The organism is Geobacillus sp. B4113_201601 (assembly GCF_001587475.1).
Lineage (GTDB): Bacteria > Bacillota > Bacilli > Bacillales > Anoxybacillaceae > Geobacillus > Geobacillus icigianus.
In genome coordinates this window covers 1-16,134 of record NZ_LQYX01000110.1, presented here as the reverse complement: position 1 = coordinate 16,134, position 16,134 = coordinate 1, and the positions used below count along the sequence as shown (strand labels likewise).

The window sequence follows — 16,134 nt, the reverse complement described above, 5'->3', positions numbered from 1 at the left end:
AGTAGCGCTCGATGGCATATGGTTAGCCTATTCGCTGGTCACACTTGGGTTAGTTGAGTTCTAACGCTCAACTAGCACCACGGGTTTAAATAAAATAAAGAACCTATTAATATGGAAAGTGCAATAATTACAATAAAATTCCATATAAAAAATATATTGGCTCTTCACCACAAAATGTACTTGACAATCAAGTTGTTTTCTGATCAAGGGTACAAAAAATGCGAAATTTCCTGTATGGTAAAGGTAACCAAACCATCAACCATGGAGGAAATTTCGCATGCCATCTCAGTTTATCAAAGATTTGATCACTTTACCAGGCTTTCTTATTCAAGGAGAACGAAAAGAGGAAGGACGATGGATTTTTGAACGTTCCCTCCCTCCTCATTGTCCGATCTGCCCGACTTGCTTCGGACGAACCATCAACATGTCATCGAAACGGAAACAATGAAATGAACAGAAGAAGAGAGACAAGAAGTTCGACAATGGTGCCAAGAAAGTGCTTATTTACGTGATGTTGATCAAGCCCTTCAACATTTCCGTTACGTATCCAAAAGCCAAACAAGAAAGCAAGCCGAAACTCGTTTGACCCAATGGTTTGACCGGTACCTTTTTAGCGACTGTGCCGCCGTACGCCGTATTGCCAAGGCACTCATCACCCGAAGAGACGCCGTGCTTTCTTGCATCGTTTTTTCTTACTCCAATGGTCCAATGGAAGGAATCAACAACAAAATAAAATGGATCAAAAGGCGAGGATATGGATATCGAAATATCCAGCGTTTTACTTTGCGTGTCCGTCTAGAGACCTCTATCACATCGTAACATAAAAATCAAGTACATCTTTTGGTGATGAACCGAGAATATAGCGATATCCCCAAATTTACCTTTTATATACCTATGTTCTCTCATAATCCCTTCCTTCCTAACTTTTGTAAAACTATCCACGATTGAACATTTCAACCATAGCCAATGCCTCAATTCTGTTTAATTCCATCTTGTCAAAACCAAATTCAATGAGTTTATGAGCCGCTTCAACTGCTAATCCTTTTCCTCACTATCGATACGACGAAACTGGTCTCAGCCGTCCATGGCGATTGGCTTTGTCACGAAAGTTGATATCGCTCCTTCTCTTGATCGGGTCCGTCATCCATCTAGGTTCATAACGAAGCGCTTCTTGGTTCATACTAAAGGAAAAGCTCGCAAAAGAAAGGGACTCGCCATGCTTCGTGAACTCGACTGGATGACGTACATCATGATCATTTTGGCCAGCTATCGGTTCACCCACTTGATCGTCTTTGATAAGATCACGGAGTTTATTCGCAATCCGTTTATGAAAAAAGAGACAATCCAACACGAAGACGGGAGTACGGAAATCAAGAAGGTGCCGAAATCGAAATTCGGCTATTTGTTGAACTGTTACTGGTGTGCGGGAGTGTGGAGCGCGGTTTTTCTCGCGCTTGGGTATTTATTCATCCCAAAGATCGCCATGCCGTTGATTTTTATCTTTTCGATCGCCGGCGCACAGGCGATTCTCGAGACGTTTGTCGGAGTCGGAACGAAGGCGATCGACCTTCTGTTGGCGGCGAAAAAGCGGATGGACTAACGTGTGTTGGCGTCAGAGGGCGGGGAACATTTGCGGGCGTGCTGGGAGCGGCACGCCCGTTTTTCTTGCTTTTCTCGGTATATCGCTATTGACTTATTAAGCACGTAATTATATGTTCATTGACAGAAGCAATCGTTGGTTGGCGTGATTATTTCCATGAGCGATGTTCGTTTTTTAATAAGCCAATCATTTATATGCAGCGACTCGCAATGGAGATGAAAGCGACAGCCCGGGTATTGAAGCTGCTCGGCGATCCGACGCGGCTGACGATTTTGGCGATTTTGAATCAGCGGGAGTGCTGTGTGTGCGAGCTGCTTGAGGTGTTTTCGTCAAGCCAGCCGGCGATCAGCCAGCATCTTCGCAAGTTGAAAGACGCCGGGCTGATCCAAGAGGAGCGGAGGGGGCAATGGGTGTATGATTCGCTCCGGCCGCAAAGCGAATACTACTCCCTGCTGCAAGCGGTGTTGTCGTACGTTCCGGACCAAGGCGAAACCATTCGCAAAATCGAGACAGTGAATCCCGCGGCCCGCTGCTTTTGGCAGCGAGGTGAATGATGGCGGATGGTTGTGAACCGAAACGAAAGGTGGAATGAAACGATGAAGAAAAAAATCATTTATTTCTTATGCACGGGAAACTCATGCCGCAGCCAAATGGCGGAAGGCTGGGCCAAGCAACTGTTCGGCGATGAATGGGACGTGTACAGCGCCGGGATTGAAGCGCATGGGCTCAATCCGAATGCCGTCAAGGTGATGAAGGAAGTCGGCATTGATATTGCGAAGCAAACGTCTGATGTCATCGACCCGGACTTGTTGAATCGCGCTGATTTGGTTGTGACGCTGTGCGGCCATGCGGCCGACCATTGTCCGGTCACTCCGCCGCACGTGAAGCGCGTCCATTGGGGCTTTGACGATCCGGCGAAAGCGGAAGGGACAGAAGGGGAGAAACTCGCGGTGTTCCGCCGCGTGCGCGATGAAATTGGCGCGCGCCTCCGCCGTTTTGCCGAGACGGGTGAATAGGAACGGGGCGGCAAGGTGCAGAAACTGTCGCGCATAGGGTGCGCGGCAGCTGCTCATCGAAGTGCGGACGGACACAGGGAAGTGGCTGAACGGACGAAAACCGCTCGGCGCGAAAAAGATGGTGAGAAGCCATCTTGTCGATCCATCGCACGTGCTGACAGACGAAATGAGCACACCAATGAAGGCGGTGCCGCATCAGGTCACAGGGGGAGAAACCGAATGGAGTTATTTCATCAGTTAGCTCGTCGAAACATAAAAATCAGCAAACAGTCCGGTTTCGGGGAGCAATTACGACAACAGTGGGAAAAGGTGTTTGCCGGCCATTTGACTGCGGAAGAAAAACAACACATCCACCTTCATAATCGGAATGAAGTCAACGGCTACTTATGGCATGTGTTCAGCTATGAAATGAGAGACTGTTTAACGGGAGAAGAAGCGGAGACGGCGTTTGATCAAGAAGAGAAAACGTGCTGCTATCTTTTCTTTCAACACAGCGACGATGCGTTCAAAGTGGAGGACGCTTCCGGTTTGAAAGCTGCCGATCTGGCAATGGAAAACGACAAGGTCGATCTATACGTGGTGGACAGCGAGTTCAACTGGACGTTTGTCATTACGCACGAAAACGGATGGCTTGGCCCGTATTTTAGCCGAAGGTGACACCGTGGTTTCCAGTAAGGAGCTCGGTCCTCAGTCCTTGGTTGGGTGCACATACACGCTACTCCGTTTTGCTTATCAACGGAATCCGATGAGGCAAAAGAACCGCCTGAAAAAGAGTTCCAACCGGTCCTTACACAGACCCGGTTGGAACTTTTCATTTATCGCTCGTCGGCGGGAAAGAGGATGCCGGTTTGTCTTCGCGCTTCGTCCATGATTTCCATCGTCCAAAGCGAATGGCGGTGCGAGTTGATGGCAGACTCCCGTTCCCCGCTTTCGATGAGACGGATAAACTCTTTCGCCTCGTAATACATCGGCGGTTTGTCTTGCGGGACGGTGATGTCCTCGACGCGCCCGTCGCGGTAGCGAATGTCGATTTTCGCCGGCGTATGGATGGCGTCGATGATCATGTTTCCGTCTTCGCCTTGGATTTCTGAAGGCAAGTGCGAGTTTGTGATTTTGGAATAAAAGACGACTGCATCCATGTCCCCGTAATCCAACACGATCGCCCCCTCACCGTCAACGCCGGATGCGAGCTTTACGCTTTGCGCCTTCACGCTGCGGGGCTTGCCGAACAAAACGACCATCGGGTACAGGCAGTAGACGCCAAGGTCCATGAGCGCCCCGTTCGAGAAAGCGGGGTTGAAGGCGTTCAGCACCGCCCCTTGTTTGTAGGCGTCATAGCGCGATGAATATTGGCAGTAGTTCGCCACATAGCGGCGGATGCGGCCGAGTTTCGGCAGGTGCTCGCGGATGGCTGCGAAGTTGGGCATGAGCGTTGACTTCATCGCTTCCATCAGAACAACGCCGTTTCGTTCGGCCGCTGCGATCATCGCCTCGACTTCTTTCGCATTCGAGGCGAGCGGTTTTTCACATAGGACGTGTTTGCCGTGGTTCATCAACAAAATCGCTTGTTCAGCGTGGAACGCATTGGGGCTCGCGATGTAGACGGCGTCAATGTCAGGGCTGCCTGCCAGTTCGTGTAAATCAGTGAATGTGCGCGGTGCGCCAACCTTCTCGGCAAACCGCTTCGCTGTCTCGTCCGTCCGCGAGCAGACGGCGGCGAGTTCAAAGGAATCGACGAGCCGCGCGGCGTCGATAAACGCTTCGGTGATCCAGTTTGTGCCGATTGTTGCGAATCGAACCATGGTCCTTCTCCTTTCATTTTCGTCGTCCTTCATTTTAGCATAATTGATTGAGCGAAAATGGGTTTTGTTGTGCCGGATTGGATCACTACCTTTTTAAAAAAGACGGGGTGAAAATGGCGAGAAAAGAAGAAAAACAATTAGAATTGCTATCTCAGCATATATCTTGTATTCAAGATGGTTTTTCATTTCGTTATATACAATTTATTCTAAAAAAAGAGTTGACATATGGTTATTTTGTCAATTAATTTTTCGCTAGGAGGAAGTAGTTATGAAAAAAAATTACATTGCATTCTTTGCATTTCTTGTGTGTCTTTTGTATATGAGTTGGTTGAAAGAAGGATGGAAAGGCGTTCCCCTTCTTTTTTTGAAAGGCGTTGTTATTTTTATAACGATCTATATTGTGGTGTTTGTGATTGTCTGGTCGACTATGAAGTTAGTTGGTTTTTTAAAAGACGTCTATAGTGATTGATTATGTAAATTGAATATTTACAATGTTCTGTCCATCCCGTCTGGGGTGGTTTTTTAATATATAGTGCAATGAAATCGTTTAATATATCCTTGACGGAAAGGCAACTTATCCATGTAGAATCAACTTCTTGTTTGCACCAATGCCACCAATTTGCGCGCGAAAGTCGTTTTTCACGTCCTTCTATGATGTTGTGAAAAACTGCCTCCTCATCGTTTTGGATCCGCTCCTGTTGTTTTGGGTGAATGGAATCATGTTATTATTTTTTGATAATAGAGACGGCTGTCGCTGATTGTCGAAGCAGGTGGAAAATGTCCGTTCTCCTTATATTGACAGCGCCACAATCTATATACTATCATAAAGTTTGTAGGTTAGAAAATTACGAATATTAATTGGGTGCTTTGGTAGAAAAAACGATTCTCACCGCATCTATTTGTAAGCGCTTAACCGTTGTGTTTCCTCATGATTTCCACACCATCGATGCTGCACCATTGTGTTTGTTTCCAATGGCAACACGAGAAGAAGGGGAAGGGGATATCGCTATGATCTATGAATTTAAGTTGCCTGATATTGGCGAAGGGCTGCATGAAGCCGAGATCATCCGTTGGCTCGTCCGTGAAGGGGATGTCGTCAACGCCGATCAGCCGATTGCGGAAATACAGACTGATAAGGCCATGGTCGAAATGACGACGCCGGTAGCGGGGAAAGTGGTGGCACTTGCTGGGCCGGAAGGGGCGACGGTGAAGGTTGGAGAGCCGTTGATTGTCGTGGAAATCGAGGCGGCGGTCGCGGGGGAAGCGGCGCCGACTGAAGATTCGGTTCGGGAGCCTGTGCCTGCTGCCCGTGGAGAAGCGCCGCGTCCGGCCCGCAAACGGGCGATTGCGGCGCCGTCGGTGCGCAAGCGGGCGCGGGAGTTGGGCGTTCCGATCAATGAAGTGGAAGGAACGGGCGAAGGCGGCCGGGTGACGCTCGCCGATTTGGAGCGCTATGTCAGGGAGCGGGAGGCGGCCGCGACGGTGGCGGCAAGGGACGAAGCGAAGAAAGATACTCTGCTGACCGGCGGTGCGGCTGAAGGGCAGCAGGCGAGTATAGCCACATGGACATCCATCGCGGGCTTGGATACCTTATTTGAGGAAGAGGAGCGCGTTCCACTCCGCGGTTTGCGCAAAAAAATCGCCGAAAAAATGGTGAAATCGGTGTATACGGCGCCGCATGCGACCGGGATGGACGAGATCGACGTGACGAAGCTCGTCGAGATTCGAAAAAGCCTTGCCAGCGAACTGGCGAAGGAGCAGATCAAGCTGACGTATTTGCCGTTTATCATTAAGGCGGTGACAAGGGCGCTGAAGGAATATCCGATGTTTAACGCGGTGCTGGATGAAGAGACAAATGAAATCGTGTTGAAGAAACGGTATCACATCGGCATCGCGACGGCGACGAAGGCGGGACTGTTGGTGCCTGTCATCCGCGACGCCGATCAAAAATCGATTCGCGAGTTGGCTGTGGAAATCGCTGAACTTTCTGAGAAAGCGCACCGCCAGGCGCTTCGCCTTGAGGAGCTGCAAGGAAGCACGTTCACGATCACGAGCACCGGCGCGGGCGGGGGATGGTTTGCGACGCCGATCATCAATTACCCGGAAGTGGCGATTTTCGGGGCGCATGCCATCAAGCGGAAACCGGTCGTGATCGACGATGAGATTGTCATTCGCGACATGATGGGGATCTCGCTCACGTTTGATCACCGTGTCATTGACGGTGAGCCGGCCGGACGGTTTATGCGGACGGTGGCGCACTATTTGAGCCATCCGGAAGTGCTGCTGCTCGATGTTCGGTAGGCAGTCGTCGGTTCGCTTTCTTTGGGTGAACTGACTCAGGCCGTGATCAGCAAATCAATGATGGAAGGGGATTCGATGTTCGATCCAAATGAGCTGTCCATCGAGATGGTGCAAATTCTCGATGAACATGGGAATGGCGATGAACAGAAGCTGGCGGCGTTTTCTGATGGGTGGCTGCTTGATGCTTATCGGGCGATGCGGCGGGCGCGCGTCATCGATGAGCGGCTGTTGCGCATGCAGCGGCAAGGACGGATTGGAACGTATGCGCCGTTCAGCGGCCAAGAGGCGGCGCAAGTCGGCAGCGCTCTTGCGCTCCGAAACGACGACTGGATTTTCCCGAGCTACCGTGAAGTGGCGGTCTGTTTGTTGCAGGGCATGCCGCTTGAACAGTTTTTCTATTACGTGCAGGGTCGCCTGTCGGGAAAGCGGATGCCGGATGGGGTGAACATTTTTCCGACGCAAATCATCATTGCCGCTCAGACGCTGCATGCCGTCGGCTGTGCGTGGGCATCGAAATTGAAAGGCGAGCCGCACGTATCGGTGGCTTATTTCGGCGATGGGGCGACATCGGAAGGCGATTTTCATGAAGCGATGAACTTTGCCGCGGTATACAACGTGCCGGTCATCTTTTTCTGCCAAAACAACCAGTATGCGATTAGCGTTCCGTACGCCAAGCAGACGGCGAGCCGAACGATCGCACAAAAGGCGCTTGCCTACGGGATGAAAGGAGTGCTGGTTGACGGCAACGACGTGTTGGCGGTGTATGAAACGATGAGACAGGCGGTTGATGCGGCGCGCCGCGGGGAAGGGCCGATGTTGATCGAGGCGCTCACGTATCGGCTTGGGCCGCATACAACGGCGGACGACCCGACGAAGTACCGGCGGCCGGAAGAAGTCGAAGCGTGGCGGCGGAAAGATCCGCTCCACCGCGTGCGTGTGCTGCTTGCGCGGCGCGGGTTGTGGACGGAGGCGCAGGAAGAAGCATTCGTTGCCGAAGTGAACGCGGAAGTGACAGCGGCGTATGAGGCCGCCATTGCCAGCCCATCCGGTTCCATTGCCGATGTATTCGATCATGTGTACAGCGAGGCGCCGAAATTGCTTGCCGAGCAAAAAGTGGAAGTGATGCGGCGCAAGCAGGCAAAAGGGGTGAAATAAATGGCTGAATTGACGATGATCGAAGCGATCAATGAAGCGATGCGCCAAGAGATGGAGCGCAATTCGCGCGTCATCGTGCTTGGCGAGGATGTCGGCGAAAACGGCGGCGTCTTTCGGGCGACGGATGGGTTGCTTGAGCAGTTTGGCCCTGACCGTGTGTTCGATACGCCGCTGGCTGAATCCGGCATCATCGGCACGTCGATCGGGTTGGCGATCAATGGCATGCGGCCGATTGCCGAAATCCAATTTCTTGGGTTTGTGTATCAAGCGATGGACCAGCTCGCTGCGCAGGCGGCGCGCATTCGCTTCCGCTCCGGCGGGCGGTTTTCGTGCCCGATCGTCGTGCGCAGCCCGTACGGCGGCGGAGTGCGGACGCCGGAGCTGCACTCCGATGCGTTGGAGGCGCTGTTTACCCATTCTCCGGGCTTGAAAGTCGTGATGCCATCCAATCCGTACGATGCGAAAGGATTGCTCATTTCCGCCATTCGCGACGATGATCCGGTGCTGTTTTTGGAGCCGATGAAGCTGTATCGGGCGTTTCGGATGGAGGTGCCGGAAGAACCGTACACGATTCCGCTCGGCCAAGCGCGGGTTGTGAAAGAAGGAGAAGATTTGACGATCATTACGTGGGGGGCAACCGTGCCGCTTGTCGCCAAACTGGCCGATGAGATGCGGACGAAAGGGATTGACGCGGAAGTGATCGATCTGCGCTGCCTTCAGCCGCTCGATATCGATGCCATCCTCGCCTCGGTCGAAAAAACGGGGCGGGTGATGATCGTCCATGAAGCGGTGAAAACGAGCGGATTCGGCGCCGAAGTGGCGGCCTTGATCAGCGAGCGAGCGCTATTCGTCCTCTCGGCCCCCATCGTGCGCGTCGCCGGGTATGACACGCCATACCCGGTGCCGTCGGTGGAAGATGATTGGCTGCCGAATCCAGCTCGTATCACGGAAGGAATCGAAACGTTGCTGCGCTACTGACGGATGGGCTGCCCAGCGCCCGGTGATGGAAGGGGGCTGGTGCGGCCGGGTCATTCGATAGACAAAAGGGGGAGAGCGATGGGTGTATATGAATCGCTGCTGGAACTGATCGGCGACCGAGAGCGGGTGAGCCAAAACGAAACGGTGCTTGAGCACCATAGCAAAGGCATCGCCTACCATGCGCCGCGCCAACCGGATGTCGTCGTGTTTCCAAAAACGGCGGAGGAAGTGAGCCGGGTGTTGGCGTTTGCCAACGAGCACCGCATCCCTGTGACGCCGTTTGGCGCCGGCACGAGTTTGGAAGGGCATGTCATTCCGGTTGAAGGCGGCATCAGCCTCGATATGACACAAATGAATCACATTGTTGACATCCGGTCCGACGATTTTCTCGCCATCGTTGAGCCGGGGGTGACGCGGCTACAACTCAATCAAGCGCTCAAGCCGTACGGGCTGTTTTTCCCCGTCGACCCGGGGGCGGATGCAACGATCGGCGGTATGGCGGCAACGAATGCCAGTGGCACGAACAGCGTCAAATACGGCGTTATGCGCGATCACGTGCTCGGCCTTGACGTGGTGCTTGCCGACGGGTCGGTCATCCAAACGGGCAGCTTGGCGGTCAAATCGTCCGCCGGCTATCATCTTACCGGCTTGTTCGTCGGATCGGAAGGGACGCTAGGGATTTTTACCCGTCTCATCGTCCGCCTGCACGGCATTCCGGAGGCGACCACGGCCATCAAAGCGTGCTTTCCGACGCTTGAGGCCGCGGCGCAGGCGGCGTTTGCCGTGTTGAAAGCGGGCGTTGAGCCCGGAAAAATTGAGCTTGTGGATGAGGCGACGATCGCCGCGGTCAACGCATACAAAAAGACGGATTATCCGGTAAAGCCGACGCTGTTTATCGAATTGAGCGGCAGCCGGGCAAGCGTGGACGATGGGACGGAACTCGTCAAAGAATTGTGCGAGTCCGAAGGCGCGGTTTCCTTTGTGGTCGAGACCGATTCGCTCGCTCGCGCCAAGCTGTGGGAAGCGCGCCACCATGCGGCGTTCGCCATTCAAGCCGCCTATCCGGGCAAAGCAATGCTCTCGACCGATGTGTGCGTGCCGTTGTCCGAGCTGCCGGGGGCGATCGCCGATACGCGCCGGCTTGTGAATGAACAGAACATGACCGCCGCCATTTTCGGCCATGTCGGCGATGGCAACTACCATACCGTGCTTGCTTTTGATCCGAACGATGCCGAGGAGATGGCGCGAATCGAGCAAGTACATGCTCATATCGTCCGCTACGCCCTATCGCGCGGCGGCACGTGCACGGGCGAGCACGGCATCGGCATCGGCAAACGGACGTTTTTGCGCGAGGAAAAGGGCGATGCCGTAGGATGGATGAAGCGGCTGAAACAATTGTTTGACCCAAACGGCATTCTTAATCCGGGGAAAATTTTTTTGCCATAGCGGACGCTCTGCATCCCTGCCTGTTGGCGGGGATTTTTCTTTTGATCGGTGGGTGGTGCAAAGAAGAAATCCGCTAAGCGTTCCAACAACATAATTGTGAGTTTTTAGAGAATCTGATATTGTAATAAATGGATATGTTTTTCTGTTTTGTTTGAAAGAATAATATATTTTTGGGGTTATTTCTTTATAAATTGTCTAAACAGAAATCTTTACGTTGAAAGGAATGGAAATCATTGATCATTCTGCGGAATATAAAAAAGTACTACAAATTAGGTAGTGAAAGCATTGAGGTGTTGAAAGGGGTTTCTCTGCATCTTCAAAAAGGGCAACTCATTTGTTTATTAGGGGAGTCAGGATGTGGAAAATCGACCTTATTAAATATTATTGGCGGTTTAGACTATGCGGATGAGGGAGAATACATTTTTCAATCGATAAATGTTCGGGAATTCAATGAAAAGGAATGGGCATGCTTACGACGAGAAAAGATCGGGTTTGTGTTCCAAAGCTTTAACCTTATTCCCCATTTGAGCGCTCTAGAAAACGTAGAGATGAGCATGACTTTGTTAGGGAAATCGAAAGAAGAAAGAAAAAGAAGGGCGATAGAGCTTCTAAATATGGTAGGATTAGGAGATAAATTGAATTATCTCCCTAATCAGTTGAGTGGAGGACAAAAGCAACGTGTAGCAATAGCGAGAGCGCTAGCAAACGATCCAGACATTATATTAGCAGACGAACCAACGGGAGCATTAGACTCAGAAAACTCAGCACGTATAATGGAAATACTAAGGAAAATTTCACAACAGGGAAAAGTCGTGTTGGTTGTTACACATTCTCAAGAGTTAGTCTCATATGCAGATCGAATCATAAGGATGAGAGATGGGAAAATTATTGAAGATGAGGATGTTGCACATGCAGTAGAAGTTGAAGATGTGGATAAGTGGATAGGAAGCAAAGGCAAAAAACTAGACTTGCTTACCACCTGCAAACTGTCATTTCGAAATATAAAAAATAAAAAATGGAGAAATATTTTAACTGCTATAGGCGCATCAATCGGAATTTTTGGGTTATCTATCATTATGGCTTTAGGCAATGGTGTTAAAGAAAAGTTATCTAGTTCGATAGATGAAGCGACAGCAAAATCATCTTTAAGTGTAGCAAATGAACAGTTTGCGGTTTTGAATGAGAACGACATTGTCCGGTTGAGGGAAATCAAAGGAGTAAGGGACATCTATCCGTACAATCCATTTCAAATAAGTATGAAAACGAAAGAAGGAGCAAAAGCTACGTCATCAGCTGAGAGTTTGTCTCCTAGAAGATATGCTGAGGTCATATATGGGAAAAAATATATCGTGAAAGGAAGGTTTCCAGACGATCAAAGAGATGAAATTGTGCTACCTGAGCGCATAGCCAAAAAACTGTTTAAAGATTCGAAAGAGGCTGTTGGAAAAAATGTGTCACTTGTTGTACAGTTAATGTCCTTAAAAGAAATTTATCCGACAGTGAACGTTAATGCGACGGTAGTAGGGGTGGTAAAGAATAATTCGATCCCTCTACTCGATACGGTAGGAATTTCTTATGGATTGTCACAGAAGATTATGAAAGAATCGATAGGCAATAGTACAAGTGCTTTATCTTTCACAATTATCCCATCGTCCATCAAGGATATAGCACCTTTAAAGAGTAAAATTAGGGAGATGGGGTATAAAGTGCAGACAGATGAAGAAAGTCAAAATGAAATTAATGAGTATGTCTCCTTCGCAAGTATTGCATTGGGAATGTTGTCTGGCATATCGCTTATCGTTTCATCGATTATGATTGGCATCGTCTTATACGTGAGTGTTTTAGAGCGAACTCGAGAGATTGGCATTTTAAAAGCAATCGGTGCATTTCGTTCGGATATTCGCCGCATATTTGTCACAGAAGGAATGTTGATCGGCATCATTGGGGGAGTATTCGGAATTTTAGGTTCAATCACAGTGGGAAAAGCAGCAAATTATGTTGTAACGACGGTAATGAAAAAGAGTAATTTGGACCTTTTCCAGTTTCGTTTTATTCAAGTTGTACTTCTTGTTCTGTTTAGCGGGCTGTTAGGTGTTTTAGCTTCTTTTGTCCCTGCAAATAAAGCAGCAAAACAACCTGCTGTGGAAGCATTGCGACATGAGTAAGAAAGATGTGGAGCGTGAAAATGATGAAGTGGATGAATATCGTATTTATTCTATCGGTCATTTCTTTTATTTTGTACAAGCTGGTTTCTAGGGAGACGATTAGCAATACGGCGTGGATCATTGCTACTTTTCTTGTCATCACTAATTTCATTGGTTTGATCAAGGGACGTAGAGAGAGTAGATAATTGTAATCCGTATGCATCCAAGTGCAGTGATTGATTCACCTCCAATGGTAGTATGAGAAGGCGAAAGCCGCCAACTCCTCTTTGATCACCAGAGGCCCATTGCTGTTTCGAATCGTCAAAGCCGCTCTGGCGGAAGCGGATGCCCAATCCGGTTCGCGCTGTGTGTCTGTTCACCGCATCGGAAAGCCTGCTAAAGGGGGCTGGAGGCCGCAAGCTGATCGGGCCGACGGGACAGGCGGTTTTTGTTTGAGTATGTGAAAGTCGTCCTGTTCAAGCCGCCGGATAGACGCATCCAACGCGCACTGGATCGCTTCCTCAATCCTGATCAGCGAAGGATTCTGCAGGGATTGGGCATGGATGAGAGCATTTACGTGCAACGTCATACGGCACGACAAGCGATGGCAGAAAAAGGATTGCCATCACTTGTCGTGTTGGTCAAACAGTGATTCTGAAATAAAAAATCCGCTGTTTCTACCTTGTTACGGTGCGAAATGTGAGTGAATAAACGTTTTGACCTTGTTCAAAAGGGAAATGTGAGCTGCCCAGCCGCTCTCGCTCTTGTAACATATCGTTACAATACAGAAACAGTTGTTTTTCGTTTTCCTTTTGTTACAACAGGGTGCCATGCCCTTTACTTTTGCCCTCAGGCGCGGTTTAGTAATAGTAGATGGAGCCAACAACAAGGCGATGGCGTTGCCGCAATCAGCAGAGTTGGGCTCAAACGGTTGGGTTGCTGTCCTTTCCGATCGTTTCCGTCTCTCGTCCTAGCAGTCGATACATTTCTTTCGCTAACCGTTCGAGCAAGTAGATGACCGGGAGCTGGGTTGTGACATCTGTCTGTCCGATCCGCTCCGCGGTGGCGTAATACGTCAAGTTATAGTCGGAGATGTTCGCGAGTGTGCAATGTTTCCGGTTGGTGATGCTGATGATCGTGCTCCCTTTTTCTTTCAAGCGGTGCACTTGGGCGAGCGTGTGCGGCGTTTCGCCGGACACCGACAAGGCGATCACGGCGCAGTTGTTGAAATAATGGCCGTAAATCGGAAAAAACGGATCCTTGATGTAGACGGAAAACTTTTGAAAGGCAGAAAAGTAGCGCGAGCCGTATTCGGCCAAAATGCCGGAGCTGCCGGAACCGACAAAAATGACTTGATCCGCTTGAGCGATCACGGCGGCAGCGGCAAAAATCGCCCGCTCGTAGTCGGCCGTCAGCGTCCGCTCGAAAAACTCCCGCAATGCTTCTTGGCTGCTGATGATTGACGTTCGTTCGTTTTCCCGCAAGTATAGCTTCCATTTCGTTTTGAACTCGCTGAACCCGTCGCAGCCGACTTTCTTGCAAAAGCGGAGCACGGTCGGCGGCGAGACATGGACGGCCTCAGCGAGCTCGCGAATGCGCATGTACGCGACTTCATGCGGATGTTTCATCACGTAATCGTAAATGGCATAATCCAACTCGGAAAACCGGGCGATTTGTTCGGGGGTAAACATGCCTACACCTCGCTTTTCAGAACAGGACGCGTGAGACCGGGCGATGGTCAACGGTTGCGTCATCTATTCATTATATCACGTCTAACACGGTGAAGGGGGAAGACGAGCATGGATAAACGATTGAAAATTGCGACCATTGGCGGCGGGTCGAGCTACACGCCGGAATTGGTCGAAGGGTTGATCAAGCGTTATCATGAATTGCCAGTCGGGGAATTGTGGCTTGTCGATATTCCGGAAGGCAAAGAAAAACTCGAAATCGTCGGCGCACTGGCCAAACGGATGGTCGAAAAAGCTGGCGTGCCGATCGAGATTCATTTGACGCTCGACCGTCGCCGGGCTTTGGAAGGTGCAGACTTTGTCACGACGCAGTTTCGTGTCGGCGGCCTAGAGGCGCGGGCGAAAGACGAGCGCATCCCGCTCAAATACGGGGTGATCGGCCAGGAGACAAACGGGCCGGGTGGATTGTTTAAGGGATTGCGGACGATTCCGGTCATTTTGGACATCATTCGCGATATGGAAGAGCTTTGCCCCGATGCGTGGCTGATCAACTTCACGAACCCGGCCGGGATGGTGACGGAAGCCGTCTTGCGCTACACGAAGCAGGAAAAAGTCGTCGGCTTGTGCAACGTGCCGATCGGCATGCGCATGGGCGTCGCCAAGCTGCTTGGCGTTGATGCTGACCGCGTGCACATTGATTTCGCCGGCTTGAACCATATGGTGTTTGGCTTGCATGTTTATCTCGACGGCGTCGAGGTGACCGACAAGGTAATCGACCTCATTGCCCATCCGGATCGGTCCGGAGTGACAATGAAAAACATCGTTGACCTCGGCTGGGAGCCGGACTTTTTGAAAGGGTTAAACGTATTGCCGTGCCCCTACCACCGGTATTACTATCAAACAGACAAAATGTTGGCTGAGGAGCTCGAGGCGGCGAAAACGAAAGGAACGCGCGCCGAAGTCGTCCAGCAGCTCGAAAAAGAACTGTTCGAGCTGTACAAAGATCCGAACTTGGCCATCAAGCCGCCGCAGCTCGAGAAACGGGGCGGGGCGTACTACAGCGACGCCGCTTGCAGCTTGATCAGCTCCATCTACAACGACAAGCGCGACATTCAGCCGGTCAACACGAGAAACAACGGCGCCATTGCCAGCATTCCGCCAGAATCGGCCGTTGAGGTCAACTGCGTCATCACGAAAGACGGACCAAAGCCGATCGCTGTCGGCGACTTGCCGGTCGCCGTGCGCGGCCTCGTCCAGCAAATCAAGTCGTTCGAGCGCGTCGCTGCCGAGGCCGCGGTCACTGGCGACTACCAAACCGCGCTCGTCGCCATGACGATCAACCCGCTTGTCCCGTCTGACACCATCGCCAAACAAATGTTGGACGAAATGCTGGAAGCGCATAAAGAATACTTGCCGCAGTTTTTCAAACAGACCAAAGCAGCGGCCGGGCGCTAAACGGCCGCTTCGAAAACGATGGACAAAGCTGCCTCGGCGACAGGCGGCTTTGTCATTTCATCGTGAAAAGCCGCACAATACAAGGGCTTTTTCCCATTCATATTCCCCTTATTCTAGGCCAAAATCAAATACCGCCGCCGCATTCTGCCCATTGCCATCTTCAGCTATGACGCCATCCGCGATGAACCGTCCTCGTTCACCATCCAGTTTCCGTTCCTAACCGTTGTTGATTTCCGTTTTCTGACCGTTGAACTGCGCAAGTTGCCATGGCGCGAGTACATTCGCCGCGACAACCCGGTCGCCGCCGCTCTGTTAAGCAAAATGGGGTATAATGAAAGTGAAAGAGTGGTTGTGAAAAAAGAATTTTTGCGCATGCTCGTCCGCTTGGAGCTTGACGAAGCGAAACAGCGGCTGTTGTTTGGCTTTTTTGAGACGTATTTGCGGTTGTCCGAACAAGAGGAGCTCGAATTGCGGGTAGCGTCAAAAGTTCTATGAAAACTCCACACAGATCATCCCATTGAGCATCGTGGGGCATGCGGAGGGCCGGAT

General features: G+C 50.9%; 14 protein-coding genes and 3 pseudogenes. 15 read left to right on the top strand and 2 right to left on the bottom strand.

Annotation, left to right across the window (positions count from 1 at the left end):
• Nucleotides 1–453: 453 nt before the first annotated feature.
• From B4113_RS20805 to B4113_RS15180, 6 genes and pseudogenes are all read left to right on the top strand, one after another.
• Nucleotides 454–819 (top strand): annotated as a pseudogene (locus tag B4113_RS20805) (transposase); the annotation flags it as partial.
• A 397-nt stretch (nucleotides 820–1,216) separates the two neighbouring features.
• The gene (locus B4113_RS15195; RefSeq protein WP_033842946.1) at nucleotides 1,217–1,600 is read left to right on the top strand and encodes a DUF1360 domain-containing protein; all 384 of its coding nucleotides are present in this window, start codon (nucleotides 1,217–1,219) and stop codon (nucleotides 1,598–1,600) included.
• Between the two features lie 194 nt (nucleotides 1,601–1,794).
• On the top strand, nucleotides 1,795–2,154 hold the full coding sequence (locus tag B4113_RS15190) for a metalloregulator ArsR/SmtB family transcription factor (RefSeq protein WP_033842947.1): 360 nt from the start codon (nucleotides 1,795–1,797) through the stop codon (nucleotides 2,152–2,154).
• A 42-nt stretch (nucleotides 2,155–2,196) separates the two neighbouring features.
• Nucleotides 2,197–2,616, top strand: a complete 420-nt coding sequence (gene arsC, locus B4113_RS15185; protein WP_033844743.1) for an arsenate reductase (thioredoxin) — start codon at nucleotides 2,197–2,199, stop codon at nucleotides 2,614–2,616.
• Between the two features lie 61 nt (nucleotides 2,617–2,677).
• Nucleotides 2,678–2,857, top strand: coding sequence for a hypothetical protein (locus B4113_RS19125; RefSeq protein WP_081897156.1), 180 nt, complete (start codon nucleotides 2,678–2,680; stop codon nucleotides 2,855–2,857).
• Nucleotides 2,836–3,273: a DUF4275 family protein gene (locus B4113_RS15180; protein WP_033842948.1), complete on the top strand. Its 438-nt coding sequence runs from the start codon at nucleotides 2,836–2,838 to the stop codon at nucleotides 3,271–3,273. Before B4113_RS19125 ends, B4113_RS15180 begins: the two co-directional genes overlap by 22 nt.
• 158 nt (nucleotides 3,274–3,431) lie before the next feature.
• On the opposite strand, the gene B4113_RS15175 is transcribed toward B4113_RS15180, so the two are convergent.
• Nucleotides 3,432–4,418 carry a Gfo/Idh/MocA family protein gene (locus B4113_RS15175; RefSeq protein WP_033842949.1) on the bottom strand — a complete coding sequence of 329 codons (987 nt, stop codon included), beginning with the start codon at nucleotides 4,416–4,418 and terminating at the stop codon, nucleotides 3,432–3,434.
• Nucleotides 4,419–4,686: 268 nt separating this feature from the next.
• Here B4113_RS15175 and B4113_RS15170 point away from each other — a divergent pair, with 268 nt between their 5' ends.
• The 7 genes and pseudogenes from B4113_RS15170 to B4113_RS19120 form a co-directional block, all read left to right on the top strand.
• Entirely contained in the window at nucleotides 4,687–4,887 is a 201-nt protein-coding gene (locus B4113_RS15170; protein WP_033842950.1) for a hypothetical protein, read from the top strand.
• A gap of 539 nt (nucleotides 4,888–5,426) precedes the next feature.
• The gene (locus B4113_RS15165) at nucleotides 5,427–6,719 is read left to right on the top strand and encodes a dihydrolipoamide acetyltransferase family protein (RefSeq protein ID WP_033842951.1); all 1,293 of its coding nucleotides are present in this window, start codon (nucleotides 5,427–5,429) and stop codon (nucleotides 6,717–6,719) included.
• Between the two features lie 75 nt (nucleotides 6,720–6,794).
• Nucleotides 6,795–7,874 (top strand): pyruvate dehydrogenase (acetyl-transferring) E1 component subunit alpha, encoded by a 1,080-nt coding sequence (pdhA, locus tag B4113_RS15160; RefSeq protein ID WP_033842952.1) that lies wholly within the window; start codon nucleotides 6,795–6,797, stop codon nucleotides 7,872–7,874.
• A complete protein-coding gene (locus tag B4113_RS15155; protein ID WP_033842953.1) occupies nucleotides 7,875–8,852 on the top strand; it encodes an alpha-ketoacid dehydrogenase subunit beta in 978 nt (325 codons plus the stop codon).
• Nucleotides 8,853–8,930: 78 nt separating this feature from the next.
• Nucleotides 8,931–10,298 (top strand): FAD-binding oxidoreductase, encoded by a 1,368-nt coding sequence (locus B4113_RS15150; RefSeq protein ID WP_033842954.1) that lies wholly within the window; start codon nucleotides 8,931–8,933, stop codon nucleotides 10,296–10,298.
• 233 nt (nucleotides 10,299–10,531) lie between these two features.
• Nucleotides 10,532–12,463, top strand: coding sequence for an ATP-binding cassette domain-containing protein (locus B4113_RS15145; protein ID WP_033842955.1), 1,932 nt, complete (start codon nucleotides 10,532–10,534; stop codon nucleotides 12,461–12,463).
• Between the two features lie 366 nt (nucleotides 12,464–12,829).
• Nucleotides 12,830–13,022 (top strand): annotated as a pseudogene (locus tag B4113_RS19120) (transposase); the annotation flags it as partial.
• Between the two features lie 343 nt (nucleotides 13,023–13,365).
• Here B4113_RS19120 and B4113_RS15135 read toward each other — a convergent pair.
• Entirely contained in the window at nucleotides 13,366–14,133 is a 768-nt protein-coding gene (locus tag B4113_RS15135; protein ID WP_033018358.1) for a MurR/RpiR family transcriptional regulator, read from the bottom strand.
• Between the two features lie 108 nt (nucleotides 14,134–14,241).
• Here B4113_RS15135 and B4113_RS15130 point away from each other — a divergent pair, with 108 nt between their 5' ends.
• Nucleotides 14,242–15,585, top strand: coding sequence for a 6-phospho-beta-glucosidase (locus B4113_RS15130; RefSeq protein WP_033018359.1), 1,344 nt, complete (start codon nucleotides 14,242–14,244; stop codon nucleotides 15,583–15,585).
• 126 nt (nucleotides 15,586–15,711) lie between these two features.
• Nucleotides 15,712–16,059: pseudogene (locus B4113_RS15125) on the top strand (DUF4351 domain-containing protein); the annotation flags it as partial.
• Between the last annotated feature and the right edge of the window lie 75 nt (nucleotides 16,060–16,134).